General features: G+C 68.4%; 19 protein-coding genes. 7 read left to right on the top strand and 12 right to left on the bottom strand.

The genetic code is table 11. The features are described from left to right. Positions 1-74: 74 nt before the first annotated feature. Together UAA55_RS15240 and UAA55_RS15235 are read left to right on the top strand one after the other, a co-directional pair. Positions 75-1,211: an efflux RND transporter periplasmic adaptor subunit gene (locus tag UAA55_RS15240; RefSeq protein ID WP_322953758.1), complete on the top strand. Its 1,137-nt coding sequence runs from the start codon at positions 75-77 to the stop codon at positions 1,209-1,211. Continuing rightward, a complete protein-coding gene (locus UAA55_RS15235) occupies positions 1,208-4,315 on the top strand; it encodes an efflux RND transporter permease subunit (protein WP_322953757.1) in 3,108 nt (1,035 codons plus the stop codon). Before UAA55_RS15240 ends, UAA55_RS15235 begins: the two co-directional genes overlap by 4 nt. Positions 4,316-4,383: 68 nt before the next feature. Here UAA55_RS15235 and UAA55_RS15230 read toward each other — a convergent pair whose 3' ends face one another. From UAA55_RS15230 to UAA55_RS15215, 4 genes are all read right to left on the bottom strand, one after another. Beyond that, positions 4,384-6,486, bottom strand: a complete 2,103-nt coding sequence (locus UAA55_RS15230) for a S9 family peptidase (RefSeq protein ID WP_322953755.1) — start codon at positions 6,484-6,486, stop codon at positions 4,384-4,386. A gap of 110 nt (positions 6,487-6,596) precedes the next feature. Continuing rightward, positions 6,597-6,788: a hypothetical protein gene (locus UAA55_RS15225; RefSeq protein ID WP_322953754.1), complete on the bottom strand. Its 192-nt coding sequence runs from the start codon at positions 6,786-6,788 to the stop codon at positions 6,597-6,599. 74 nt (positions 6,789-6,862) lie between these two features. Further along, a complete protein-coding gene (locus tag UAA55_RS15220; protein ID WP_322953753.1) occupies positions 6,863-8,812 on the bottom strand; it encodes a methyl-accepting chemotaxis protein in 1,950 nt (649 codons plus the stop codon). A gap of 275 nt (positions 8,813-9,087) precedes the next feature. Next, on the bottom strand, positions 9,088-10,026 hold the full coding sequence (locus tag UAA55_RS15215; RefSeq protein ID WP_322953752.1) for a GlxA family transcriptional regulator: 939 nt from the start codon (positions 10,024-10,026) through the stop codon (positions 9,088-9,090). Between the two features lie 107 nt (positions 10,027-10,133). Between UAA55_RS15215 and UAA55_RS15210 the strand changes: the two genes are divergently transcribed. Further along, the gene (locus tag UAA55_RS15210) at positions 10,134-10,826 is read left to right on the top strand and encodes a DJ-1/PfpI family protein (RefSeq protein ID WP_322953750.1); all 693 of its coding nucleotides are present in this window, start codon (positions 10,134-10,136) and stop codon (positions 10,824-10,826) included. Here the strand turns inward: UAA55_RS15210 and UAA55_RS15205 are convergent. From UAA55_RS15205 to UAA55_RS15185, 5 genes are read right to left on the bottom strand one after another with little or no spacing between them, the layout of a single operon-like run. After that, positions 10,823-12,190 carry a sensor histidine kinase gene (locus tag UAA55_RS15205; protein WP_322953749.1) on the bottom strand — a complete coding sequence of 456 codons (1,368 nt, stop codon included), beginning with the start codon at positions 12,188-12,190 and terminating at the stop codon, positions 10,823-10,825. The two genes, UAA55_RS15210 and UAA55_RS15205, sit on opposite strands and share 4 nt — an antisense overlap. A 1-nt stretch (position 12,191) precedes the next feature. Continuing rightward, positions 12,192-12,875, bottom strand: coding sequence for a winged helix-turn-helix domain-containing protein (locus tag UAA55_RS15200; RefSeq protein ID WP_004272521.1), 684 nt, complete (start codon positions 12,873-12,875; stop codon positions 12,192-12,194). Between the two features lie 26 nt (positions 12,876-12,901). After that, a complete protein-coding gene (locus tag UAA55_RS15195; protein ID WP_322953748.1) occupies positions 12,902-16,033 on the bottom strand; it encodes a multidrug efflux RND transporter permease subunit in 3,132 nt (1,043 codons plus the stop codon). Beyond that, entirely contained in the window at positions 16,030-17,238 is a 1,209-nt protein-coding gene (locus UAA55_RS15190) for an efflux RND transporter periplasmic adaptor subunit (RefSeq protein WP_322953747.1), read from the bottom strand. Before UAA55_RS15190 ends, UAA55_RS15195 begins: the two co-directional genes overlap by 4 nt. Before the next feature lie 4 nt (positions 17,239-17,242). Beyond that, positions 17,243-18,616, bottom strand: coding sequence for an efflux transporter outer membrane subunit (locus UAA55_RS15185; RefSeq protein ID WP_322953746.1), 1,374 nt, complete (start codon positions 18,614-18,616; stop codon positions 17,243-17,245). Between the two features lie 399 nt (positions 18,617-19,015). Between UAA55_RS15185 and UAA55_RS15180 the strand changes: the two genes are divergently transcribed. From UAA55_RS15180 to UAA55_RS15165, 4 genes are read left to right on the top strand one after another with little or no spacing between them, the layout of a single operon-like run. Then, positions 19,016-20,026: an ABC transporter substrate-binding protein gene (locus tag UAA55_RS15180; RefSeq protein ID WP_322953745.1), complete on the top strand. Its 1,011-nt coding sequence runs from the start codon at positions 19,016-19,018 to the stop codon at positions 20,024-20,026. 5 nt (positions 20,027-20,031) lie between these two features. Then, positions 20,032-20,868 (top strand): ABC transporter ATP-binding protein, encoded by an 837-nt coding sequence (locus UAA55_RS15175; protein WP_322953744.1) that lies wholly within the window; start codon positions 20,032-20,034, stop codon positions 20,866-20,868. Beyond that, entirely contained in the window at positions 20,861-21,682 is an 822-nt protein-coding gene (locus tag UAA55_RS15170) for an ABC transporter permease (protein ID WP_322953743.1), read from the top strand. The genes UAA55_RS15175 and UAA55_RS15170 overlap by 8 nt, the downstream gene beginning before the upstream one ends. After that, positions 21,679-22,587, top strand: coding sequence for a TauD/TfdA dioxygenase family protein (locus tag UAA55_RS15165; RefSeq protein ID WP_322953742.1), 909 nt, complete (start codon positions 21,679-21,681; stop codon positions 22,585-22,587). The genes UAA55_RS15170 and UAA55_RS15165 overlap by 4 nt, the downstream gene beginning before the upstream one ends. A gap of 4 nt (positions 22,588-22,591) precedes the next feature. Here UAA55_RS15165 and UAA55_RS15160 read toward each other — a convergent pair whose 3' ends face one another. From UAA55_RS15160 to UAA55_RS15150, 3 genes are all read right to left on the bottom strand, one after another. After that, complete coding sequence (locus UAA55_RS15160) at positions 22,592-23,524, bottom strand: DUF2268 domain-containing putative Zn-dependent protease (protein WP_322953740.1); 933 nt, start codon at positions 23,522-23,524, stop codon at positions 22,592-22,594. A 61-nt stretch (positions 23,525-23,585) separates the two neighbouring features. Beyond that, the gene (locus UAA55_RS15155) at positions 23,586-24,215 is read right to left on the bottom strand and encodes a glutathione S-transferase family protein (protein WP_322953739.1); all 630 of its coding nucleotides are present in this window, start codon (positions 24,213-24,215) and stop codon (positions 23,586-23,588) included. A gap of 457 nt (positions 24,216-24,672) precedes the next feature. Further along, entirely contained in the window at positions 24,673-25,311 is a 639-nt protein-coding gene (locus tag UAA55_RS15150) for a TetR/AcrR family transcriptional regulator (RefSeq protein ID WP_322953737.1), read from the bottom strand. Positions 25,312-25,563 lie beyond the last annotated feature (252 nt).

Raw genomic sequence — 25,563 nt, 5'->3', positions numbered from 1 at the left:
CATGACGAGTGACGGATTGACGAAATCGTCACTCGTCTGTATGGTCGAGGCTCCTTCAGGGATGGAGCTTCGCCATGCGGCACCCCGTATCTTCCCGCCTGCTGACCCTGGCCGTCCTGGCCCTGGCGGGCGCCTCGCTTTCCGCCTGTGACAAGCCTGTCCCCGACCCGCGCACGGCCGAGCGACTGGTGCGCGTGGCCACGGCCCAGCCGGCGGCGCGCGACGAGCGCGCCTATGTCGGCGTCGTCACCGCCAGGGTGCAGAGCGGCCTGGGGTTCCGCGTGGCCGGCAAGGTCACCCAACGCCTGGTGGACCCTGGCCAGGCCGTGAAGGCCGGTCAGCCGCTGATGCGCATGGACAACACCGACTACGCCCACGCCATCACCACCCAGCAGGGCCAGGTGGCCATGATCAAGGCCACGCTGACCCAGGCCCGGGCGGATGAGGCGCGCTACCGCGCCCTGGTGGGCAACGGCGCCGTCTCCCCCTCCGCCTACGATCAAAAGAAGGCCGCGGCCGACGGCGCCCAGGCGCAATTGGACGCGGCGCAGGCCCAGCTGCGGGTGGCGCAGGACGACAGCGCCTACACCACCCTGGTGGCGGACGCCGACGGCACCGTGATGGACACGCTGGCCGAACCGGGCCAGGTGGTCACCGCCGGCCAGATCGTGGTGCGCCTGGCCCACGCCGGCCCGCGCGAGGCGGCGGTGAACCTGCCGGAAACCGTGCGGCCGGCGGTAGGCTCCCACGCCACCGCCACCCTGTACGGCAGCGCCATGCGGGCGCCGGCCACCCTGCGCCAGCTGTCGGACGCCGCCGACACGCAGACCCGCACCTATGAGGCCCGCTACGTCCTGGATGGCGCCGCCGCCCAGGCCCCGCTGGGCGCCACGGTGACGGTGCGCCTGTCCCTGACCGGCGACGACACCCCGCCCGTTTCCGTCCCCCTGGGCGCCCTGAACGACGAGGGCAAGGGCCCCGGCGTCTGGGTGTTGACCCCTGAAGCCGGCGGCGACCCCGTCAGCGGTGATCGGGCAACCATCGCCTTCCGCCCGGTGATCGTAGGCCAGCTGGGCGCGGAAGAGGCCACTCTGCTGGGGGGGGTCAAGGCCGGCGAACGAGTGGTGGCCCTGGGCGGCCACTTCCTGCACGAAGGCGAAAAGGTGCGTGTGGCGCAGAACGCGGCCCCCGCCCAGGCGGTGCTGAAATGAGCGGCTTCAACCTGTCGGCCCTGGCGGTCCGCGAACGCGCCATCACCCTGTTCCTGCTGATCGCCATCACCCTGTCCGGCGTCTACGCCTTCCTCAAGCTGGGCCGCGCCGAGGACCCCGCCTTCACCATCAAGGTGCTGACCGTCAGCGCCGTCTGGCCCGGCGCCACGGCGCAGGAGATGCAGGACCTGGTGGCGGAACCCCTGGAGAAGCGCCTGCAGGAACTGCGCTGGTACGACAAGGTGGAGACCTTCACCCGGCCCGGCATGGTCCTGATGACCCTGTCGTTGCAGGACAAGACCCCGCCCTCGGCCGTGCCGGAACAGTTCTACCAGGCGCGCAAGAAGCTGGGGGACGAGGCCCGCACCCTGCCATCCGGCGCCCTGGGCCCCTTTGTGAATGACGAGTACTCCGATACCGACTTCGCCGTCTACGCGGTCAAGGCGCCGGGCATGCCCGCCCGCCAGCTGACGCGCGAGGCGGAAACCCTGCGCCAGCGCCTGCTGCATGTGCCAGGCGTGAAGAAGATCGACATCCTGGGCGAACGGCCCGAGCGCATCTTCGTCGATTTCACCTACGCCCGCCTGGCCACCCTGGGCATCGGCGCCCGTGACATCTTCGACGCCCTGGCCCGCCAAAACACGGTGACGCCGGCCGGGTCCATCGACACCGACGGCCCCCAGGTCTTCATCCGCCTGGATGGCGCCTACGATGACCTGGAGAAGATCCGCAACACCCCCATCGTCGCCGGCGGCCGCACCTTCAAGCTGTCGGACGTGGCCGAGGTCAAGCGCGGCTATGAGGACCCGCCCACCTACCTGATCCGCCACGACGGCGACCCGGCCCTGGCCCTGGGCGTGGTCATGCAGGACGGCTGGAACGGTCTGGAACTGGGCAAGGCCCTGGACGCGGAAGAATCGAGGATCGCCGCCGAACTGCCGGTGGGCCTGACCCTCAGCAAGGTCAGCGACCAGGCGGTGAACATCCACGAGGCGGTGGGTGAGTTCATGCTGAAGTTCTTCGTGGCCCTGGGCGTGGTGATGTTCGTCAGCCTGGCCAGCCTGGGATGGCGCGTGGGCATCGTCGTGGCCGCCGCCGTGCCGCTGACGCTGGCCGCCGTCTTCGTCATCATGCAGGTCACCGGCCGCGCCTTCGACCGCATCACCCTGGGCGCGCTGATCATCTCGCTGGGCCTATTGGTGGACGACGCCATCATCGCCATCGAGATCATGGTGGTGAAGCTGGAGGAAGGCTACGACCGCATCAAGGCCGCCGCCTACGCCTGGAGCCACACGGCCGCCCCCATGCTGTCCGGCACCCTGGTCACCATCATCGGCTTCACGCCCGTGGGCTTCGCCAGGTCCACGGCGGGCGAGTATGCCGGCAACATCTTCTGGATCGTGGGCTTCGCCCTGATCACCTCATGGGTGGTGGCGGTGGTGTTCACGCCCTACCTGGGCGTCCAGCTGCTGCCCAACATCCGGCCCATCCCCGGCGGGCACGCCGCGATTTACGCCACCCCGCGCTATCAGCGCCTGCGCCGCCTGATCACCTGGGCGGTGGATCATCGCGGCCGGGTGGCCCTGGCCGTGGTCGGCACCTTCCTGCTGGCCGGCGTCGGCATGGGCTTCGTCAAGCAGCAGTTCTTCCCCACCTCCGACCGGCCGGAGATCATGGCGGAGGTGCAGATGCCCGAGGGCACCAGCATCGAGGCCACCAGCGCCGCCGCCAAGAAAGTGGAGGACTGGTTGCGCCGGCAGCCGGAGGCGAAGATCGTCTCCACCTATGTCGGCCAGGGCGCCCCGCGCTTCTTCCTGTCCTACAATCCCGAGCTGCCCGATCCGTCCTTCGCCAAGATGATCGTCCTGACCCCGGACGACAAGGCGCGCGACCGGCTGAAGGACAACCTGCGCCAGGCCATCGCCGATGGTTTGGCGCCGGAGGCCCGGGTGCGCGTGTCGCAGCTGGTGTTCGGCCCGCCCTCGCGCTTCCCCGTCATGTTCCGCGTCAGCGGGCCCGATGTGGCGGTGCTGCGCGGCATCGCCGATGAGGTGCAGGCCGTCATGCGGACCAACCCCGACACCCGCCTGGTGAACCAGGATTGGGGCGAGCGGGCGCCCACCCTGCACTTCGTGCTGGACCAGGATCGCCTGCGCCTGATCGGCCTGAACCCCACCGACGCCGCGCAGCAGCTGCAGTTCCTGCTGACCGGCGCCCCGGTGACCCAGGTGCGTGAGGACATCCGCGTGGTGCAGGTGACGGCGCGCAGCGCCGGCCCCGACCGCCTGGACCCCGCCCGCCTGGGCGACATGACCCTGACCAGCGCCGACGGGCGCCTGGTGCCCTTGAGCCAGATTGGCCATGTGGAAGTGCGGGCGGAGGAGCCCATCCTGCGCCGCCGCGACCGCGTGCCGACCATCACCGTGCAGGCCGACATCGACGACGCCCTGCAGCCGCCCCAGGTGTCCATGGCCATCGAGAAGGCCCTGGCCCCCATCATCGCCAAGCTGCCTGCCGGCTACCGCATCGACATGGGCGGCAACATCGAGGAAGCGGGCAAGGCCAACGCCGCGCTGGCGCCCATGTTCCCCATCATGGCGGCCCTGATCCTGCTGGTGCTGGTGCTGCAAACCCGGTCGCTGTCGGCCATGGCCATGGTGTTCCTGACGGGCCCCCTGGGCCTGGTGGGCGCGGTGCCCGTCCTGCTGATCTTCCACCAGCCCTTCGGCTTCAACGCCATCCTGGGCTTGATCGGCCTGTCGGGCATCCTGATGCGCAACACCCTGATCCTGATCGGCCAGATCCACACCAACCAGGAGGAAGGGCTGTCGCCCTATCACGCGGTGATCGAGGCCACGGTGCAACGCGCCCGCCCCGTCATCCTGACGGCCCTGGCCGCCGTGCTGGCCTTCATCCCCCTGACCCAGTCGGTGTTCTGGGGGTCCATGGCCTATGTGCTGATCGGCGGCACGGCCGTGGGAACGGTGCTGATCCTGGTCTTCCTGCCCGCCCTCTACGCCCTGTGGTTCCGGGTGAAGGCGGACGGGGCGGCGGCGGCGCATGAGGAAGCGCGCCACTACCCCAGGGCGGTGCCGGCGGAGTGACGGCGACCACATGAAAAAAGCCCCGGCCAGGGCGACCCGGCCGGGGCTTTTCCTTGTAAGGAGGCCGCCTACTTCGCCTCCGCGTCCGTGCGGTACTTCTTGAACCAGGCCAGGATGGCGTTGGTCTCGCCCACCAGCTGCGACGGGCGTTCTGCCAGGCCGCCGTGGCTGGCGCCGGGCACGCGGATCAGGGCCGTGGGGATGCTGCGCAGCTGCAGGGCGGCGTAGTACTGCTCCGCCTCGCTGGGCGGCGTGCGGTGGTCTTCCTCGCCCACCATGACGGCGGTCGGGGTCTTGACGTTGCCCACCAGGCTCAGCGGCGACCGGCGCCAGTACTGCTCCTGATCCTCCCACGGCATCTTGCCGAACCAGTACTTGGCCATGAAGGTGTAGCCGTCGACGGTCAGCACCTCGCTGGTCCAGTTGATGACCGGCTTCTGCGTCACCGCCGCCTTGAAGCGGTCGGTCTTGCCCACGATCCAGGCGGTCAGCACGCCGCCACCGGAGCCGCCGGTGACGAACAGGTTGTTGGGGTCGACCGAGCCCCTGGCGATGGCGGCGTCCACCACGCTCATCAGGTCGTCGAAATCCTGGCTGGGATAGTTGTGGTGGATCTGGTTGGCGAAGCTTTCGCCATAGGAGGTCGACCCGCGCGGGTTGGCATACACCACGATATAGCCGGCGGCGGCGTAGAGCTGGTCCTGCGTCGACCAGACAGGGCCGTAGCTGGCGAAGGGTCCGCCGTGGATTTCCAGCACCAGCGGATACTTCTTGGCGGGGTTGAAGTCCGGCGGCGTCACCATCCAGGCGTCGATGGGCAGGCCGCCGGCGCTGGAGGTGGTGGGCAGCGGCTGCACCTTGGCCAGCGTCTTGCCGGCGAAGAGGTTGGCGTTCAGGGTGGTCAGGCGCTTCTGCTCCCCCGGACCGGTGCTGAGACCGACGTCGGCCGGGTGGGTGGGATCGCCCCAGGGAAAGGCCACCGCGCCATCCTTGGACACGCTGAAGCCGCCGCCGGAATAGGGACGGTCCAGCTCACTGCCGGCCAGGCCCTCGGCCACCGTGGTGATCTTGCCGTCCAGGGTGACGCGGGCGACCTTGGTGACGCCGTGATCGGTGTAGGTGGCGTAGATGGACCGGCCATCCGCCGCCCAGCGCGGGCTGCCCAGGTCGCGGTCGAAGCCGGCGGTCAGGGCCCGCACCTCGCTGCCATCGGCGTTCATGACCGACAGCACGCTGTTTTGGTAGCCCAGTTCCTTGTCGTCGAAACCGACGAAGGCGATGTGCTTGCCATCCGGCGACGCCACCGGTTCCTGGTCGGGACCGTGGCGGGTGGTCAGCTGGGTCAGGCTGCCGGTGGTGGTGTCGACGGAGAAGACGTCGGAGTTCAGGGGATCGCGTTCCCAGTCCTTGCCGTGGTTGGTGCTGAACACGATGTGGCGGCCATCGGGCATCCACGACAGGGCGCCGCCATCATCATACTGACCGTTGGTCAGCTGACGCGGCGCGCCGCCATCGGCGGGCACCACGAAGATGTGGTTGAAACCGGGACGGACATAGCCCTCGCCATCCTCGCGATAGTTGATCGAGGTGATGACCTTGATGGGGTCGGCCCACTTCGCCCCTTCCGGCGCCGCCAGGGGCGAGCCTAAGCTGCTGCCCTCCTCCGGCACGAACATGGTGAAGCCGATCTGCTTGCCGTCCGGCGACCAGGCGATGTCGGACGGGCCTTCCGGCAGGGCGGTGATGGCGGCGCTGTTCCCGCCGCCGGGACCACTCAACCAGCGCACCCAGATCTGCGGCTTGTCGCCCGGGCCCTTGGCCACATAGGCCAGGCGGGTGCCGTCCGGCGACCAGCGCGCCCGGCTGCTGCCCGGGACGCCCAGCGGGGTCTGCTGGCCGCTGGCGACGTCCACCAGCCAGACCTCGCTGCGGGCGTTGTCGGTCATGATGTCTTCGGACGAGCGGGTATAGGCGATGCGCTTGCCGTCCGGGCTGATCTGCACGTCCTTGGCCTGCGACAGCGCGAAGGCGTCGCGCGCCGTCAGGGTGTGGGCGGGGGTGACCGCCTCGGGCGTGGTGCCGGTGGGGGCTGGGGAAACCGCCAGCGCGCAGGGTGCGACGCCCAGCGTGAGGGCCAGCGCGAACGCCGCCCGGTGCAAACGTGAAGTCATGTGGGTCCCATCTGCATTGTTCTTCTGTCGGCCCGGGCCCCGCTCCCGGTACAGGCGCACAACCTGTCACGTTTGCGCGCCGGCCGCCAGACGGGACCTGGCGATGACCTCTAACCGCCGCCCACGGGCGTCACCACCCGTCCCGTACCGCCACAATCCGGACAGGGCGCGCCGTCCGCCTTGCCGGTGCCGGCGCAGCGGCGGCAGATGTTCTCACCGGCACCGGGCGTGCCGGGGGGCACAGCGTCGGGGTTGGGGTCGGGGCGTCCGTGCTTGGGCTGGTCCTTGGGTTCCGGTGCCATGGCATCCTCCGTCCGGTGGGGGTTGGGTCGCGTTCGAACCACAACCCCCGACCGGCGAATTGGATGCGGTTCCGTCACGCCGCCCGCACGGCGGTGACGAAGCGGCTGACCTGTTCATCCAGGGTCTTCAGTTGCTGCGCCAGTTCCCCGGCCGTGCCCAGCACGTGGCTGGCGCGGTCGGCGCTGTCCACCACCACGTCGCTGACGGCGTGGATGTTGGTGGTGACGGCGCGGGTGCCGCGGGCGACGATGCTGGCGTTCTGCGAGATTTCCCGCGTCGCCGCCCCCTGCTGTTCCACCGCCGAGGCGATGCCGGCCGCCACCTCCTGCGCCTTGGCCGAGACCTGGGCGATGGTGCGCACCTCGGCCACCGCCCGGCCGCTGGCCTGCTGCGTCGCCTCGATCTGCGCCGTGATCTCGTCCGTCGCCTTGGCCGTCTGGTTGGCCAGGTTCTTCACTTCCGACGCCACGACGGCGAAGCCCTTGCCGGCCTCCCCCGCCCGCGCCGCCTCGATGGTGGCGTTGAGCGCCAACAGGTTGGTCTGGCTGGCGATCTGGGTGATCAGGTTCACGATCTCCGTGATCTTTTCCATCTGGCCGGCCAAGTGCTCGATGGTCTGGCGCGCCGTCTCCGCGCGCGACGCGGTGTCGGTGGCGATCTCGGCGCTCTCGGTCACCCGGGTGGCGATCTCGCCGATGGAGGCGGACAGTTGCTCCGCCGCCACCGCCACCGTCTCCACGCTGCTGGACGTCTCGTCCGTGGCCGCGCGCACGGCGTCGCTGCTGCGCCGCGCGTCGGCCAGGCCGGCTGCCAGGTGGTTGCTCTGCGCGTCCACCTGGCCGCTCGCCTGGGACACCAGCCTCAGGACGGAAGAGACGTTGGCCTCGAAATCATTGGCCAGCCGTTCCGCCGTGGCGCGGCGCTCCCGCTCCGCCGCCTCCTGCAGCTGGGTACGCTCCTGGTGCAGCTTGCCCACCTCGGCCGCGTTGCGCTTGAACACCTCCAGCGCGCGGGCCATGGCGCCGATCTCATCCCGCCGGTCCAGCGCCGGCGTGGGCACGTCGATGGCCCCCTCGCTAAGCGCGATCATGGTGTCGGTGATGGCGTCGATGGGCCGGGCCACCAGACGGTAGGTCAAGGCCCCCAGCAGCAGCACCAGCACCGCCACCGTGACGCCCGTGGCCACCATGATCAGCATGCCCAGGGAGCGCAGGGGCCCGAAGGCCTTGGTCGCGTCCATGGTCACGCCCACGTACCAGCGGGCCGAGGGCAGGTCCTTGATGGGGTAGAAGGAGGTCAGGGTGTCGCCCTGCTGCTCCGGCGTGCGGCCCAGATGCTGCTGGATGTCGAAGCCCTCAGCCAGCTTCTTCATCACCCGGTCCTTGTCGGCATGGACCAGCACCGTGCCGTCGCCGTCGATCAGGAACACCTGGCCGTTGCCGCCCAGGTCGAAGGACTTGAGGAAGGTCTTGACCATCTCCAGGTCCAGGTCGCCGGCGGCCACACCCGCCAGCGCGCCATTCTTCATGACGGGGCTGGCGATGGTCAGCACCAGGTTGCCGCCCGACGCGCTGACATACGGCTGCGTCATGATGGTCTGCCGCGCGGCATCGGCCGCCTTGTACCATCCACGCTGGCGCGGGTCGTAGCCCGGTGGCAAATCCAAGGCCGGGACCATGGTGAAGACGCCGGCGGTGTCGCCGTAATAGACGGGGCTGAAGGTGCCGCTCAGCGTCGGTCCCTGCAGCAGGCCCATGACATGGGCGCCGTCGCCGGCCGCCACGTCATCGGCCAGGTTCCGCACCAGCGAAACCCGGCCCATCAGCCACTTCTGGATGCCGTCGGCGGCCGACTTGCCGGTGGATTTGATCTGCGTATTGATTTGCGTGGTTAAAGTATCACTTGAGACGGAATAAATGACGTACCCCAGGACGCTGAAGGCCAGCGCCACAAATATTGCGGTGAAAGCGACAATTCTGTAGACGAACTTTGTTCTTTTGCCCGTCTGCTCAATTGAGCGCATGCCAGAATACGGTCTGGAGTTCATTGCCCCCTCGCACTGTCATGTCTGTTTATAGGGACGGTCAAGGCCAGCCCCGTTAAGGAACAGACTAGATCAGATTTCAAAGAGGTCAAACGCCAAATTTTTGCATGTGCGAGAAGTTTTCCGCATCTGCACCTTTAAAGGGCAACCGCCTTCGACCAAGGCAGCGGACGCCCATAAAATTCGCCATTGCCGCGAACCTTGCTGCCGGGCACGTCCCCGGAATTCCGTGCTTGTCCGTCTCCCGGGCGACACTAGGCCGATCGGCGGATGGATTGGGGCGGCGCGCCAAAGGTACGGACAAAGGCCCGCCGCATACGCTCGGTATCACCGAATCCCGTTTCGATGGCGATACGATCCAGCGAAGCTGGACTTTCCTCCACCAAGTCCCGCGCCACCTCCAGCCGCAGCTGCTCCACCGCCTTGGCTGGGGTCAGGCCCTGCTCGGCGACGAAGGCGCGGGCGAAGTTGCGCGGGCTCATGGCCGCCTGCGCCGCCAGTTCCTCCACCGTCAGGGGCCGCGCCAGATTGTCGCGCATCCAGGCCAGCAGATCGCCGAAGCGGCGGCTGGTGCCCTGCATCTCCAGCAGGGTGGAGAATTGTGACTGTCCGCCCTGGCGGCGGTAGGGCACGACCAGCTGGCGGGCGGTGCGCCGGGCGATGGCCTCGCCCTGGTCCTCCGCCACCAAGGCCAACGCCAGGTCGATGCCGGCGGTGATGCCGGCCGACGTCCAATAAGCGCCATCACGGATGAAGATGCGATCGGCCTCCAGCCGCACCTGGGGAAAGCGCCGGGCGAAAGAGCTGGTGCGGTACCAGTGGGTCGTGACCCGCCGCCCGTCCAACAGGCCGGCGGCCGCCAGCAGGAAGGTGCCGGAACAGACGCTGGTGACCCGCCGGGCGTGCCCCGCCACGGCACGGGCGTAGTCCAGCAAGGCGGGCACGGCACAGGCGGCGTTCACCCCCTCGCCCCCCGCCACCACCAGCGTGTCCACCTGCGCAGGGTCCGCCAACGGCCCCGCCATCAGCAGGGCGCCGGAGGAGCTGGCGACCGGCCCCGCCTCCAGCGCCATGACGCGGATGTCATAGGGTTGGCGGGCGTAGCGGCCCGCGATCTCAAACGCCGCCAAGGGCCCGGTGACGTCCAGGATCTGGAAGCCGGGATAAGCCAGGAAAGCGATGGTGCGGGCCATGGGCGTTGTACCGGCATTGGCAGGAAAGGTGGGATTTATGGCATTGCTGCCAAGGCCTGTCGAGGGCACCGTTGGGCTATCCGATGCCGTCAGCCTGGAGCTTTCCCATGAGCCAGCCCGCCTTCACTGTCGTGGAAGTCGTCTTCCCCCTGATGACCCAACTGGACTTCACCGCCCCGCACCAGGTGTTCAGCCGCCTGCCCGGCATCACCACCCGCGTGGCGTCCGCCACCGGCGGCACCATCGCTTCGCACGAGGGCCTGCGGTTCGAAGGGACGGAGCGGCTGGCCGACATTGCGACCTGCGACCTACTGTTCATCCCCGGCGGCATGGGCATCGCCGCCGTGCTGAACGACGCCGAAACCATGGCCCAGATCCGCCGCCTGGCGGGGGGTGCCCGCTACCTGACCTCGGTCTGCACCGGGTCGCTGGTCCTGGCCGGGGCCGGCTTGCTGAAGGGCAAGCGGGCGGCCTGCCACTGGGCCTGGCGCGGCCAGCTGGCCCGGTTCGGCGCCATTCCCGACGCCGGCCGCGTGGTGCGCGACGGCGACATCATCACCGGCGGCGGCGTCACCGCCGGCCTGGACTTCGCCTTCACCGTGGCCGCCGAGATCGTGGGGCCCGACGCGGCGGAGGCCCTGCTGCTGATGCTGGAATACGCGCCGGAGCCGCCCTTCGCCGGCGGCCGCCCGGAACTGGCACGGCCGGAGGTAAGGCAGCGGGTGGACGAGATCTACGGCGCCATTCTGCCCAAGCGCATGGCGGAGGTGGAGGAGTACGCCCGCCGCATGTCGCCCTAAGCCAACCGCATCCGCGCCTTAAGCCCCGGGTGGTTGTCCGCCAGGTCGAAGGTGCCGCCGTGCAGTTTGGCGACGGCGCTGACCAGGCTGAGGCCCAGGCCCACGCCGGGGGTGCCACGGCCCATGTCGCCGCGATAGAAGCGCTCCGTCACCCTTGGCTTTTCCTCGTCCGGGATGCCGGGGCCGTTGTCGTTCACCGACATCTCGACCTTGCCATCCGCCCCGCTGCCGACCTCCACCGTGATGGCGCCGCCCTCGGGCGTGAACTTCAGGGCGTTGTCGATCAGGTTGCCCACCGCCTGGGCCAGCAGCACGGGGTCGCCCAGGATGGTCGCCATGCCCTGGTCGCCCCGGAAGGTCAGGGAAACGCCCTTCAGTTCCGCCGCCGGCAGGTAGAATTCCACGGCCCCGGCCGCCACCTCCGCGACATTGACCTCGGCGAAGCCGGAGCGGCGGGCGCCGGTGTCGATCTCCGCCAGGCGCAGCAGGGCGTTGAAGATGCCGATGACGCGATCGACGTCGGCCACCGCCCCGTCCACCTCGGCATAGGTCTCGGCCAGGGGTGGGCGGGTGACGCTCACCTCCTCCAGCCGCGAGCGCAGCTCGGCCAATGGCGTACGCAAATCGTGGGCGATGGCGTTGGAGACGTTGCGCACGCCGTGCACCAGCTGCTCGATCTGGTCCAGCATGCCGTTGATGGTGCGCGACAGGGTGTTGAACTCGTCCTGCCCCCGGGTGGTGGGCAGGCGGCGCGACAGGTCGCCCTGGACGATGCCCGTGGCGGTGCGGCTGAGATCGTCGATGCGCCGCAGCACCGCCCGGCGAATGAGGAAGCCGCCCAGCATGCCCAGCAGCAGCAGCACGCACATGGCCGCCAGCAGGCTGTACCAGAAGCGCTGCTCCAGGGGACGGAAATGGGCCATGTCGCGCGCCACCACCAGGTGATAGCCGCCGGGCAGCACCACATGCACCAGGCGCGCCTGCACCGTCCGGCCGTTCAGCTTGATGGGGGCGTTGTAGACGCCCTGCCGTTCGGGGAAGTCGCCGGGCCAGGCCGGGAGGTTACCCGCCAGCACGGTGTGCGCCGCGTCCGTCAGCAGCAGCAGGCGCTCCGCCGCGATCTGCATGCTCATGCGCTCATTGAGGAAGGCCACCAGCCCATCGGGCCCGCGCTGGCGGAACACCTCGGTGAAGCGCTGCGCGTCCTCCTGCAGAATCTCAGTGCGGCCGTCGTCGATGGTGACCCGCCAGGCATAGCCCAGGGGGGCGGCGAACAGCACCAGGGTCACCAGGCCCAGCAGCACATAGCTGAACGCCAGGGTGTAGGCGGAGGAGCGCAAGGGCGAGGCTGGGGCCGGCGCCATGTCAGCCGCCCGCCGTCATCATGTAGCCGGCGTTACGCACCGTGCGCAGCAGCGGCGGCTCCCCCTCCCCCTCGATCTTCTGGCGCAGCTTGCTGATGTGCACGTCGACCACGTTGGTCTGGGGGTCGAAGTGATAGCCCCAGACACCTTCCAGCAACATGGTACGGGTCACCACCTGGTCCACATGGCGCATCAGGTACTCCAGCAGCTTGAACTCCTGGTTCTGCAGGGTGATGACCCGCTCGCCCCGCGTCACCTTGCGCGACAGCAGGTTCATGCGCAGGTCGCCCACCGCCAGGCTGGTCTCCGGCACGGCGCCGGTGGGCGACCGGCGCATCAGCGCGTCCAGCCGGGCCAGCAGCTCGCCGAAGGCGAAGGGCTTGGTCAGGTAATCGTCGCCGCCGCTGCGCAGGCCCTTGATGCGCTCATCCACGCTGCTGAGCGCGCTGAGGATCAGGACCGGCGTCTGCGTGCCCATCTTGCGCAGGGTCTCGATGATGGTCAGGCCATCGATGTCGCCCGGCAGCATGCGGTCCATGACGATGACGTCGAAGGGTTCGCCCGTCGCCAGGAACATGCCGTCCCGCCCGTTGTCGACATGCTCCACGGTGTGTCCCGCCTCGCGCAACCCCTTCACGACGAAGCGCGACACCCGTTCGTTATCCTCGACCAGTAGCACCTTCATGGCAGCACCTTCATGGCGCGTCCCCCTCAATCGCCCGTGCCCAGGGCCGCGTGCGGCCGGGCGGGCACGTGTTCCGCCTTGGCCTTGCCCCGGCGGTTCAGCCAGTCGTTCACCCGGTCCAGGTAAAGGTAGACCACCGGCGTGGTGAACAGGGTCAGGATCTGGCTCAGGATCAGGCCACCCACCATGGTGATGCCCAGCGGCTTGCGCAGTTCCGAACCCGTGCCGTTCTCCAGCATCAGCGGCAGGGCGCCCAGCAGAGCCGCCATGGTGGTCATCATGATGGGGCGGAAGCGCAGCAGGCAGGCCTGGCGGATGGACTCGATGGGTTCCATGTGGTGTTCCCGCTCCGCCTGGATGGCGAAGTCCACCATCATGATGCCGTTCTTCTTCACGATGCCGATCAGCAGGATGATGCCGATGAGCGCGATGACCGACAGGTCGTAGTGGAAGACCATCAGCATCAGCAGGGCCCCCACGCCCGCCGACGGCAGCGTGGACAGGATGGTCAGCGGGTGGATGTAGCTTTCATACAGCATGCCCAGGATGATGTAGACGGCCACCAGTGCCGCCGCGATCAGGTAGGGCTGGGTCGCCAGCGAGGCCTGGAAGGCCTGGGCCGTGCCCTGGAAGGTGCCATTGACCGAGGAGGGCATGCCCATCTCCGCCTGGGCCTGCTGGATGACCTGCACCGCCTCGCCCAGGGACACGCCGGGCGCCAAATTGAACGACAGGGTCACCGCCGGGAACTGGCCCAGATGGTTGATGGACAGGAAGTTCACATGGTTGGTGTCGTACTTCACGAAGGTGGACAGCGGCACCTGCTGACCCGTCACGGGTGACTTGATGTACAGCTTGTTCAGGGTGTCGGGGTTGGACTGCAGCTCCGGCGTGATCTCCAGCACCACGTGATAGCTGTTCAGCTGGGTGAAGTACTGGGTCACCTGCCGTTGGCCAAAGGCGTCATAGAGCGTGCTGTCGATCAGCGAGGGCTGGATGCCGAAGCGGGCGGCCTGGTCGCGGTCGATCACCAGGTTCAGTGTGGTGCCGTTGGTCTGCTGGTCGGTGGCGACGTCGCGCAACTGCGGCAGGCCCTGCAGCTTGGCCAGCAGCTTGGGCGCCCAGTCGTTCAGCTCGCCCAGGTCGGCGTCCTGCAGGGTGTACTGGTACTGGGTGCGGGCCAGGCGGCCGCCCACGTTCAGATCCTGGCTGGCCTGCAGGAACAGGGTCGCCCCCTTGACCTTGGCCAGCTTGGGCCGTAGCCGGGCGATGATCTGGTCGGCGGTGGCGGTGCGCTGGTCGCGCGGCTTCAGGCCGATGACGATGAAGCCGTTGTTGATGGGCCGCCCACCGCCGCCGACCGAGGTGGCCCAGGCGGCGACGTCCGGATCCTGGGCGACGATGTCGGTCAGCTGGTGCTGCAGCCGCACCATTTCGTTGAAGGACACGTCCTGTGAGGCGTCGGCCAGGCCGGAGATGATGCCGGTGTCCTGCTGCGGGAAGAAGCCCTTGGGAATGGCGACGTACAGCACGCCCGTGGCCGCCACCGTGGCGAAGAACACCATCAGGGTCAGGCGCTGGTGCCGCAGCACGAAGTCCAGGCCCCGGCCGTACTTGGCCACCAGCCAATCGAAACAGCCCTCGATGAACAGATAGGCGCGGCCGTGACTGGCGTGCTTCTCATCCTTGAGGAAAAGCGCGCTCATCATCGGCGACAGGGTCAGCGAGACGAAGGCGGAGACGGCAATGGTCATGGTGACGGTGATGGCGAACTCACGCATCAGCCGGCCGACGATGCCGCCCATCAGCAGCAGGGGGATGAACACGGCCACCAGCGACACACTGATGGACATGATGGTGAAGCCGATCTCGCCGGCGCCCTTCAGCGCCGCCTCCTTGGGCGACATGCCCTCCTCGATGTGGCGGTAGATGTTCTCCACCATCACGATGGCGTCGTCGACGACGAAGCCCACGGCGATGGTCAGGCCCATCAGCGACAGGTTGTCCAGGCTGAAGCCCAGCAGGTACATCAGCGCCGCGGTGCCGAACAGGGCCAGCGGCACGGTCACGCCGGGGATCAGCGTGGCCCACAGGTTGCGCAGGAACAGGAAGATGACCATGACCACCAGGAAGATGGTCAGCAGCAGGGTGAACTGGACATCCTCCACCGAGGCCTTGATGGTGGTGGTGCGGTCGATGACCTTGTCCATCTTCACGCCTGGGGGCACCGCCGCCATGACCTGGGGCAGCATGTTTTCCACCCGCGACACGATGTCGATGATGTTGGCGCCGGGCTGCTTGAACACCTGTAGGATGATGCCGGGCCCCTTGTTCTGCCAGGCCAGCAGCTGGTTGTTCTCCGGCCCGTCCACCGCCACGCCGATGTCGCGGATGCGCACCGGCGCCCCGTTCTTGTAGGCGACGATGACGTCGTTCCACGGCTCCGCCTTCAACAGCTGGTCGTTGTTGTAGATGACGAAGTTGTGGGCGATGCCGTTGATGGAGCCCTTGGGCGCGTTGATCGTGGCCGTGGGGATGACGGCGGCGATGTCCTCAAGCTGGATGCCCAGGGCCGCGATCTTGGCCGGGTCCACCTGCACGCGCACGGCCGGCTTCTGCTGGCCGCCGACGGAGACCTGGCCCACGCCCGGAATTTGCGACAGGCGCTGGGCGATGACGTTCTCGGCGAAGTCGTCCACCGTGGTCAGGGGCAGGTTGTCGGAGTGGACCGAGTACACCAGGATGGAGCTGTCGGCCGGATTGATCTTGCGGTAGGTGGGCGGCGACGGCAGGTTCTTGGGCAACTGGCCGCCGGCGGCGTCGATGGCGGTCTGCACGTCCTGCGCCGCCGCGTCGATGTTGCGGTTCAGGTCGAACTGCAGCGTCACCTGGGTGCTGCCCAGGGTGCTGGTCGACGTCATCTGGCTGACGCCAGGGATGGCGGCGAACTGGGTTTCCAGCGGTTGCGCCACACTGGACGCCATGGTTTCCGGACTGGCGCCCGGCAGGTTGGCCGACACCTGGATGGTGGGGAAGTCCACCTGCGGCAACGGCGCCACCGGCAGCAGCGGATAGGCCACCATGCCCACCAGCAGCACGCCCAGCATGAGCAGCGAGGTGGCGATGGGCCGGGTGATGAAGGGGCTGGAGAGGCTCATGGCTGGGTGCCCCCGGCATTGGCGGAGGTGGCGTCGGCCGTCTTGGCCTCACTGGTCACCGAAACCTTGGCACCCGGCTGCAGGCGGTAGGCGTTGCTGGTGGTGACGCGCTCACCGGCCTGCAGGCCCTTGGCCACGACGACCGTGTCGCCGGTGGTCTCCGCTGTTTCGATGGGCCGCATCTCCACAGTGGAATCCGGCTTCACGACATAGGCGTAGAGGCCGTTGGGCCCGCGCTGCAAAGCGGCGCTGGGGATGGTCAGCGCCCCGCGCTGGGTTTGTTTCAAGACCTTCACGTTCACGAACTGGCCCGGCCACAGATGCTCATCCGCGTTGGGGAATTGGGCCTTCAGCCGCACGGTGCCGGTGGTGGGGTCGATCTGGTTGTCGACCAGCATGACGGTGCCGGTGGCCAGGTTGGTCTTGCCGTCGCGCGATACGGCGGTGACGGTCAGGGGCCCCTGGGCCATGGCCTGGCTGACGGCCAGGCGATCCTCTTCCGGCAGGGTGAAGATGACGGAGATGGGCTGCATCTGTGTCACCACCACGATGCCGGTGCCGCTGGCGGCGTGCAGATTGTTGCCGGGGTCGACCATGCGGATGCCCGTCCGCCCCTGGATGGGGGAGGTGATGCGGGTGTAGTCCAACTGGGTCCGGGCGTTGTCGATGGCGGCCTGGTCGCTTTTCAGCTGGGCCACCAGCTGATCCACCTGGGCCTTGGCCGTGTCCACCGTCTGCTTGCTGGCCAGGTTCTGCGGCGCCAGGCGGGTGTAGCGTTCGAGGTCGGCGCGGGCGTTGGCCAGCTGCGCCTCATCCTTGGCCTTGGTGGCCAGCGCCTGATCGTAGGTCGCCTGGTACAGGCGGGGATCGATCTGCGCCAGCAGGTCGCCTGGCTTCACCGTCTGGCCCTCGGTGAAAGCGATCTTGTCCAGAGCGCCGTCCACGCGGGTGGTGACGGTCACCGTGTTCAGCGACTGCACGGAGCCCAGCCCCGCCAGATAGACGGGGGCGTCGGCCGGGGTGGCCACGGCCGTGTCCACAGCGACGGCGCCGCCGCCCTTGGCTGTCGGCGGGGCGGCCTTGCCGGCGCTGCTGGGCAGCAGCTCGGCACCGGCCGCGGCGAGGATGAAGACGCCGCCCAGGCCGGCCATGACGGCGCGGGTGCGGCTGATGCGGATAGGCTTCAAGATGGGGTTCTTGCTCATGATGTCAGCTCTGCTTCCAGCCGCCGCCCAGGGCGTTGTACAAACTGACCAAGGCCTGCAGGCGGGCGAAGCGGGCCTGGACCAAGGCATCGTTGGCGGTGAACAAGGCGGTCTCGGTGTTCAGCACCGTCAGGACGGTGATGGTCCCGGCGGCCATTTGGGCCTGCGCCAATTCATAGGCGTGACGCGCCGTGGCGGTCGCCTGCTCCTGCCGCGCCAGCTGCTCCGTCGTCTCGCGCACGGCGGTCAGCGCGTCCTCCACATTCCCGAATGCGGCGCGGACGGACTTGCGGTATGTCGCCACCAGTTCGTCATAGCGGGCCTGGGCGTTGGCGTACTGCCCTTCCAGAGCCCCGCCCTCGAAGAGGGGCTGGGTCAGCCCGGCGGCCAGGGAGAATAGGGCGCTGCCCGGGTCGAACAGGTGCGACAGGGCGGTGCTGGCGTAGCCGCCCGACGCCGTCAGGTCGATGCTGGGGAAGAAGGCGGCGCGGGCCACCGTGATGTTGGCGTTGGCCGCCTTCAGCAGCGCCTCCGCCTGGGCCACGTCGGGCCGGCGGGCCAGCAGCTCGGACGGCAGGCCCGGGGTCACCTGGGGCAGCGACAACTTGGCCAGGGTGTCGTCCTCCGGCAGTTCCACCGCCTCCGGCATCTGGCCCAGCAGGATGGCCAGGGCGTGCACCGACTGGCGGTACTGCTGGCGCAGGGGCGGCACCTTGGCGTTCAGGGTGGAGACGGTGGTTTCCTGCTGCGCCACGTCCAGGGCGGTGGCGATGCCCGCGTCGGCTTGGCGGCGGAGACCGTCCAGCGTCGCCTGGCCGTTGGCCAGGTTGTCCTCGGCCACCCGCACCTGCTCCCGCAGTTCCATGGACTGGAAATAGCTGGTGGCCACGCTGCTCAACACCGTCAGGCGCACGGTTTCCAGGTCGTAACGGCTGGCGTCGGCCGTGGCCAGGGCGGCGTTGGCCGTCGCCCGGTTCTTGCCCCAGAAGTCCAGCTCGTAACTGGCGTTCAGGCCCACGCTGTGGCCGGTGGCGGTCTGGGCCGCGCCGGCGCTTTTGGCCCGCTGGTGGTCGACATCGGCGCTGGCGCCCACGGACGGCAGCAGGGCGGCGCCCGCCACCTGGGCCTGGGCGTCGGCCTCGCGCACCCGCGCCATGGCGGCGGCCAAGTCGTCGTTGGCCGTCTGCGCCTGGGCGATGTAAGCGTTCAGCTGGGCGGAGCCGAAGCCCTTCCACCAGTCGGCCGCCGGCCAAGCGGCAACGGGACCCACGGAAGGCCGGGACGCGCCCGCCTGCTCTTTCCACACCGCTGGCGGCGGGGTGTCGGGGCGCTGGTAATCCGGCCCCACGGAACAGCCGGCCAGCATCAGCGTGGCCATGCCCGCCAGCCAGCATCCCTTGAGGGCGCTAAGCCGGATGGCGCGAGGAGGGAGAGGGGGAGACATCGGCAGCATCGTCCAAGTCGCAGGAAGCCAAGGGTGGGGGCACCTTGGGCGGGACGCTAACGCCGGCGGGATTTAGCCAGCGTGGGCGATTTATTAACTCCGCTTAATCTGGCCCATCCTCATCCCCTACCTAAGTTTACCCCGGTTCGGGCGGTGCGCCGCAGTCCCGCCCGGATCATAGACAAAACTGCTACTTTCATATTTTACATTCTATGAATGTTATTTCATGTTATTTACACTTGACGGTCGTTAACGATTCACTCCACCATTTCGAATACTGAGCGTCGCCTCTGTGAAATAGCGACGCCCTTCAACCCAAAGGCAGACCACCCCATGCCCCGCCCCTCCCGCCGCCTGCTGATCGCCGCCCTGGCCGTGGCCGCCCTGTCGACCCTGGCACCGCGGGCGCGGGCGGAGACGAAAGATCTGCGCATCGCCCAGCAGTTCGGCATCGGCTACCTGCCCTTCATCGTCGCCAAGGAGCGCCGCCTGATCGAAGGCCAGGCGGTGAAGGCCGGCATTCCGGCGCCACAGGTGGAGTGGATCCAGCTGTCGGGTGCCGCCGCCATGAATGAGGCGCTGATCGCCGGCAGCCTGGACATCGCCAGCGCCGGCATCGCCCCCATGATCCTGACCTGGGACAAGACGCGGGGCATCGCCGACATCATCGGCGTGGTCGCCCTGGGTTCCATGCCCAACGTGTTGACCAGCAACAACCCGGCCGTCAAAAGCCTGCGCGACTTCACGGAGAAGGACCGTATCGCCCTGCCGTCGGTGAAGGTGGGCTTTCAGCCCATCGTGCTGCAGATGGCGGCCGACCAGACCTTCGGCCAGTACGACAAGCTGGACCACCTGACCGTCAGCCTGCCCCATCCCGACGCCACCGCCCAGCTGCTGTCCGGCCAGTCGGAGATCACCGCCCATTTCACCGCCCCGCCCTTCGTGCAGCAGCAGCTGGCCAGCGGCAAGGCGCACGCCGTGCTGAACAGCTACGACGTGCTGGGGGGACCGCACACCTTCAACGCCGCCTATTCCACCAAGAAATTCGTGGAGGCCAACCCCAAGACCATCGCTGCCCTGGTGGCGGCGCTGGACGAGGCCAACGCCTGGATCGCGGCCAACCCGGCGGAGGCGGCCAAACTGTACATCGCGGCGGAGAAGTCCAAGCTGGACCCGGCCTTCGTCGAGGCCATCATCCGCGACCCGCAGGTGCGCTTCACCACAGCGCCAGAGCGGGCCACGGTTTTCTCCGCCTTCCTGTTCAAGATCGGCCTGATCAAGCGGAACCCGGCCAGCTGGACGGAATTGTTCCAGCCGGGCCTGGCCACCAAGGCGGGGAGTTGATTCCTATGAACACCACTGGGAACGCCATTGGGGCTGTGACACTCCGCATCACGGACACCGAACCGCTGCTGAGCCTGGAGAACGTGACCCTGCGCTATGGACAGGGGCCTGCCGCCGTGACCGCGGTGGAGGACGTCAGCGTGGACCTGACGGCCGGCGACCGGCTGGTGCTGCTGGGCCCCTCAGGCTGCGGCAAATCCAGCCTGCTGCGCGCCGTGGGCGGCTTCCAGCCGGTGGATGCCGGCACCATCCGCCTGCGCGGATCGCCGGTGGGCAAGCCCGGGCCGAACCGCATGGCCGTCTTCCAGGAATTCGACCAGCTTCTGCCCTGGCGCACCGTGCTGGGCAATGTGCGCTACGCCCTGCAGCGCGGCCGGGGGCTGGACCGGGCCGCGGCCGACGCCCGGGCGCGGGACTGGATCGGTCGCGTCGGCCTGGCCCGGGTCATGGACGCCCATCCCCACACCCTGTCCGGCGGCATGAAGCAGCGCGTGGCCATCGCCCGCGCCTTCGCCTTGGAACCCGATCTCTTGCTGATGGATGAGCCCTTCGCCGCACTGGACGCCCTGACCCGCCGGCAGATGCAGGATGAGCTGCTGTCCTTGTGCGAGCAGACGGGTGCCACCGTGCTGTTCGTCACCCACGCCATAGACGAGGCCGTGCGTGTGGGCACCCATGTCCTGACCCTGTCGCCCCACCCCGGGCGCATGAAGGGCCTGGCCACCATCCCGCCCGCCGCCCGCCAGCGCGGCACCGCCGCCTTCGCCCAGTTGGAGGCGGCCTTGCAGGCCGGCCTGTTGGGCGAGGACAATCCCGCTGCGGAGGGGCGCCGCCATGGCTGACGCGACCATCGCCAACCCGTCCGCCCCCTTGGCCACCCCCCGCCGCCTGCACCTGGCCGGCTGGCGCAAGGGCGTGCTGCTGCTGATCCTGGCGGCAGTATGGGAGGGCTATGCCCGCCATCTGGACAACGCCCTGCTGCTGCCCACCTTCAGCGCCACGGTCATCGCCCTGGTGCAGGGCTTCGCCTCGGGGGAGCTTCTGGCCCGCACCGCCACATCCCTGCAGTTGCTGGTCACCGGCTACGCCTGCGGCCTGGCCGCCGCCGCCGCGCTGACCGCCTTCGCCGCCCTCAGCCGCTGGGGGGCGGAGCTGCTGGAGCTGCTGACCGCCATGCTGAACCCGCTGCCGGCGGTGGCCCTGCTGCCCGTCGCCCTGCTGTGGTTCGGCATCGGTGCGCCCAGCCTGGTGTTCGTCATCACCCATGCCGTGCTGTGGCCGGTGGCGCTGGCCTCCTACGCCGGTTTCCGGGCCATGCCGCGCACCCTGCGCATGGCCGGGCGCAACCTGGGCCTGTCGCCCCTGCGCTTCGTGGCCGAGATCCTGATACCCGCCGCCCTGCCGCAAATCCTGGCCGGGTTGCGCCTGGGTTGGGCCTTCGCCTGGCGCACGCTGATCGCCGCCGAACTGGTGTTCGGTGTCAGCGCCCGATCCGGCGGCATCGGCTGGTTCATCTACACCAACCGCGCCCAGCTGGAGACGGCCAACGTCTTCGCCGGGCTGCTGACCATCATCCTGGTGGGCCTGATCGTGGAAACGCTGCTGTTCCGCAGCGCCGCCCGGGCCACCGTTCAACGCTGGGGACAGGAACAATGACCGCCGCCGCGCGCACGCCTGATATTTCCGCCGATACCTTCGAAATCCGCGATATCCCCGGGGTGCTGGGGGCGGAGGTCATCGGCCTGGATCTGAGCCAGCCCTTGCCGGAGTCCGACTTCCTGCGCATCCGCCGCGCCTTGGCGGAGCGCCAGGTGGTGGTGGTGCGCGGCCAGGGCGACCTGACGCCGGAGCAGCACATCGCCTTCAGTCGCCGCTTCGGGCCGCTGGAGATCCACATCCAGCACCATTTCCACCTGCCCGGCCATCCGGAGATCCTGGTGGTGTCGAACGTCATGGAGAACGGCAAGCCCATCGGCCTGGCCGACGCCGGGCGCTATTGGCATTCCGATCTGTCCTACATGGCCCTGCCCAGCCTGGGTTCTCTGCTGCATGCCCGCGAGATTCCGGAAGGGGCGGGCGACACCCTGTTCGCCAGCCTGGCCGCCGCCTATGAGGCCCTGCCGGAAGAGACGCAGCGCCGCCTGCAGACCCTGACGGCGGAGCATGGCTACGCCGCCCGCAACCGCGCCCAGCAGGCCGTGACCGGCGCCTTGCGTCCCGGCCTGACGGCGGAACAGGAGGCCAAGGTGCCGCCCGTCATCCACCCGGTGGTGCGGGTGCATCCCGAAACCGGTCGCCGGTCCCTGTTCATCAGCGAAGGCTTCACCAGCCGCATCGTGGAATTGCCGGAGGAGGAGAGCCGGGCCCTGCTGGCGGAACTGTTCGCCCACAGCATCCAGGACCGCTTCATCTATCGCCATCGCTGGCGTCCCGACGATCTGGTCATCTGGGACAACCGCCAGGGCATCCATCTCGCCACCGGCGTCCCGCCGGACGTGCGCCGCACCCTCTACCGCACCACGGTGCAAGGAGACAAGCCGCGAGGAATTGCAGCGGCTTAAGGGATCACCGTGACGGCAACGACACTTTCTCAGGCAAAGCCATGCCCGGCGTCCAGCCGCTGTCGGCCAGGAAGGCTTTGGCCGTGTCGGCGTCGATGGTCAGGATGCGGGCGATGGCCGCGCGCTTGTCCTGGGCCTGGACGTAATAGGCCTTGGTGATGCGGTAGCCGACCCAGTAGGCGAGGTCGCCGGGCCGCGCCTCCGTGCCGACGCCGTTGTACAGCCACGGCTTCAGGTTGGTGGTGTCCAGGTCGGCGGCGAACTGGGTCTCCACCTCCTTCTCCCGGCCCCGGGCCCAGGCCTTGAGGCGGACGTAACCGACATCGCCGGAGATCAGCTCCGCCAGGAATTCCGCCCCACCCTCGATCAGGGATTGAAACAGCAGCACGGGGTGTTCCGGATCGGCCTGCGCCGCCGGCTGCTGCACATGCACGTACTCATGCGCCACCAGGTGGACGAAGCGGTCCTCGGCATTGGGGTCCATCCAGCTGGCGCCGCACAGCGCCTCCAGCCCCACCAGGACACCGGACGCGCTGGTCGTGCCGCCGGTGTTGCCCTGCCCCACCAGGATGGTGATGGGCGGGAACTTGGCCGCCGGGTAAATCTGGCCCAGGCGGGGCAAGGCCTGCGTCAGGCGCCGCTTCACCGCTGGCAGCACGTCCAGACAGGTCTTGGCGTCGGCGAACATCTTGGGGTGCTTTTCCATGGCGGCGGCTATGGATTCGCCCGTCAGGTGGCGCAGGATCGTGAACTGGCGCAGCCCATCGCTGCCGTGGTCCAGATAACCCTGCAAGGCAGCCGCCGTGGGCCCGCCCTGGCCGGTATCATAGACGCGGTAGAAATCGATGACGTCCTGGATGCGGATCTCGGGCGCCGCCGCCCACGCCGGACCCGCCAGGGCGAACAGTCCCGCCAACGTCCATGTCCAGAAGCGCATGCCCATCCCCCGCCCGTTCGTTGGCAGGGATGATGGGTGGCGGGGGCGGGGCGCGCAAGCCTCACGGAACGCCGGGCCCGACCTCGATGGTGAAGCCCGGCCGGCCGGCCAGCCCCGTCAGCCAGGCATCCACTGCCGGGCAATCGGCATGCTCAATGGGCGTCAGACGCCAGCGGTTGGCGGACAACGCCAGCACGATATCGGCCAGGGTGAAGGTGGGGCCGGTGACATGCGCGCCCGTGCGCTCAAGCTGCCGGTCCAGCAGGACCATGGCCTTGTTCCAGGCGACGACGCTGGCCGCGATCTCGTCGGCATGGGTGAAGGCCGGCATGCGGCGCACCAAGGCCAGGTAGGCGTAGCGCCAAGCCTGGTTCAGGTCGCTGACCTGCCAGTCCATCCACTGTTCCACCAACGCCCGCGCGCGGGGGGCCGTGGGCAGCAGATCTTCCCGGCCCGCCACCGTCGCCAGGTGGCGGCAGATGGCGTTGGACTGCCACAGCGACCAATCCCCCTCGACCAGCACCGGGAACTGGCCGTTGGGATTCAACGCCAGCAGCTCATCCCGCCGACGCACCGCCGCCTCACCCACCCAGTCCTTGTCGAAAGTGTAGTCCAGGCCGATCTCGGCGCAGGTCCACAGCACCTTGCGCACGTTGATGGAGGTGGCGCGACCGATGAGGGTGATGGGCATGAGCGGGTCTCCGGGACAGCGGGTTCGGCCCCCAGTCTTCCCCGGAATTCACGGCCGCGCATGCCCGATCATGTCACCGGGACAATTACGCCAGGCCACCGGTGGTCGGCACACGGACTTCCGCCACCTCGCCGAAGTTCCAGCGGTCCTGGTACCCGGTTTCCATCTCCTCCAGGCTCCAGCCACGGCCACGGCCACGGCGACATCCTCCACCATGGACAGGCCCAGGAACGTCAGCACCTGCAGGGCCGTGCCCTTGGTGCCCGCGACGCCGCCAGGAAGACACAGCGGTAGCCATAAAGATCACCCAGCCCACTGCGCCGCCGCCGGCCCCTGCGGCCTTATTCCCAAGAACCAGAACAGTGGTTCTTGTCGGTCAATGGTTGTTCATGTAACGATATCAAAAAATTGGTTTCGGCGATTCCGCGGGCTCTCCGCCCCGGCCGGCGCGCCGTCGTCAGGGGACGGGCCGGTATTTCAGGAAGCACAAGGCCATCAGGCTGACGTCGCCCTTCAGGGCCGTCCAGTCGCCCTCCCCCGCCACTTCCATGGATGAACCCAAGCCCAGGTAACGGGCGTAGGAGGCGTAGGCCATGGCGAAGCTGGCGTGCACCGCCCGCTCCGGCTCCGGATGGCTGATTTCATTCCGGCGGGACAGCAGCAGGGTCTCGAACCGCACGGCCATGGCCTCATGCGAACGCTTGCCGGTCTGGGCGATCATCGGATCCATGGGCGCCCGCACCATGAAGGCGCGCAGCAGGGGACTGTTTTCTTTCAGGAATTCCCCAAATTCCGACAGGACGCCAGGCACCAGCCTGTCCAGGCCATAGCCCTGCCAGCGCGCCGGGTCGGTCACGCGCCGCTCCCTCTCCTCGATATGCACCAAGGCGCGGGCCTGCACCGTGCGGATCAGCGCGTCCTTGCTGTCCACCCGGCCGTAGATGGAACCGATGGAAACACCGAACCGGCGGCTGACCTCATTCAGGGTGAAGTCCTCATACCCGCGTTCCTGCAACAGGGCGGTCGCCGCCTCCAGCACGCGTTCGAACGACGCGTGACTGCGGTTCTGCTTGGGCGCGCGCGCCAACGTTTCCATCACTTCCCCCGACAAACGCAGCTAGAACACCGATGATCGAATCCGCCGTTCCCGTCTTAACCGCGGGCGGAGTCTTCACCCCCCGATGGCGGGCCACGAACCGGACCTGCGGAACAATAGAATTACTATTCTTATTCCCGACGTCCATCGTAACACAGACGACCCGCTCCCGCGCACGCCAAAGTCCGTTGAAAATCGCAATCATTGGCAGGCATTGTCAGATCCGGTCACCCCATCGGAGCAGCCACCCGC

The organism is Nitrospirillum guanabarense (assembly GCF_034653355.1).
Taxonomy (GTDB): domain Bacteria; phylum Pseudomonadota; class Alphaproteobacteria; order Azospirillales; family Azospirillaceae; genus Nitrospirillum.
This window is presented reverse-complemented; position numbering and strand designations above follow the sequence as displayed.

Coding starts and splice junctions, on each gene's coding strand:
- UAA55_RS15240 (WP_322953758.1), top strand. CDS start 75: ATGCGGCACCCCGTATCTTCCCGCCTGCTGACCCTGGCCGTCCTGGCC.
- UAA55_RS15235 (WP_322953757.1), top strand. CDS start 1,208: ATGAGCGGCTTCAACCTGTCGGCCCTGGCGGTCCGCGAACGCGCCATC.
- UAA55_RS15230 (WP_322953755.1), bottom strand. CDS start 6,486: ATGACTTCACGTTTGCACCGGGCGGCGTTCGCGCTGGCCCTCACGCTG.
- UAA55_RS15225 (WP_322953754.1), bottom strand. CDS start 6,788: ATGGCACCGGAACCCAAGGACCAGCCCAAGCACGGACGCCCCGACCCC.
- UAA55_RS15220 (WP_322953753.1), bottom strand. CDS start 8,812: ATGCGCTCAATTGAGCAGACGGGCAAAAGAACAAAGTTCGTCTACAGA.
- UAA55_RS15215 (WP_322953752.1), bottom strand. CDS start 10,026: ATGGCCCGCACCATCGCTTTCCTGGCTTATCCCGGCTTCCAGATCCTG.
- UAA55_RS15210 (WP_322953750.1), top strand. CDS start 10,134: ATGAGCCAGCCCGCCTTCACTGTCGTGGAAGTCGTCTTCCCCCTGATG.
- UAA55_RS15205 (WP_322953749.1), bottom strand. CDS start 12,190: ATGGCGCCGGCCCCAGCCTCGCCCTTGCGCTCCTCCGCCTACACCCTG.
- UAA55_RS15200 (WP_004272521.1), bottom strand. CDS start 12,875: ATGAAGGTGCTACTGGTCGAGGATAACGAACGGGTGTCGCGCTTCGTC.
- UAA55_RS15195 (WP_322953748.1), bottom strand. CDS start 16,033: ATGAGCCTCTCCAGCCCCTTCATCACCCGGCCCATCGCCACCTCGCTG.
- UAA55_RS15190 (WP_322953747.1), bottom strand. CDS start 17,238: ATGAGCAAGAACCCCATCTTGAAGCCTATCCGCATCAGCCGCACCCGC.
- UAA55_RS15185 (WP_322953746.1), bottom strand. CDS start 18,616: ATGGCCACGCTGATGCTGGCCGGCTGTTCCGTGGGGCCGGATTACCAG.
- UAA55_RS15180 (WP_322953745.1), top strand. CDS start 19,016: ATGCCCCGCCCCTCCCGCCGCCTGCTGATCGCCGCCCTGGCCGTGGCC.
- UAA55_RS15175 (WP_322953744.1), top strand. CDS start 20,032: ATGAACACCACTGGGAACGCCATTGGGGCTGTGACACTCCGCATCACG.
- UAA55_RS15170 (WP_322953743.1), top strand. CDS start 20,861: ATGGCTGACGCGACCATCGCCAACCCGTCCGCCCCCTTGGCCACCCCC.
- UAA55_RS15165 (WP_322953742.1), top strand. CDS start 21,679: ATGACCGCCGCCGCGCGCACGCCTGATATTTCCGCCGATACCTTCGAA.
- UAA55_RS15160 (WP_322953740.1), bottom strand. CDS start 23,524: ATGCGCTTCTGGACATGGACGTTGGCGGGACTGTTCGCCCTGGCGGGT.
- UAA55_RS15155 (WP_322953739.1), bottom strand. CDS start 24,215: ATGCCCATCACCCTCATCGGTCGCGCCACCTCCATCAACGTGCGCAAG.
- UAA55_RS15150 (WP_322953737.1), bottom strand. CDS start 25,311: ATGGAAACGTTGGCGCGCGCGCCCAAGCAGAACCGCAGTCACGCGTCG.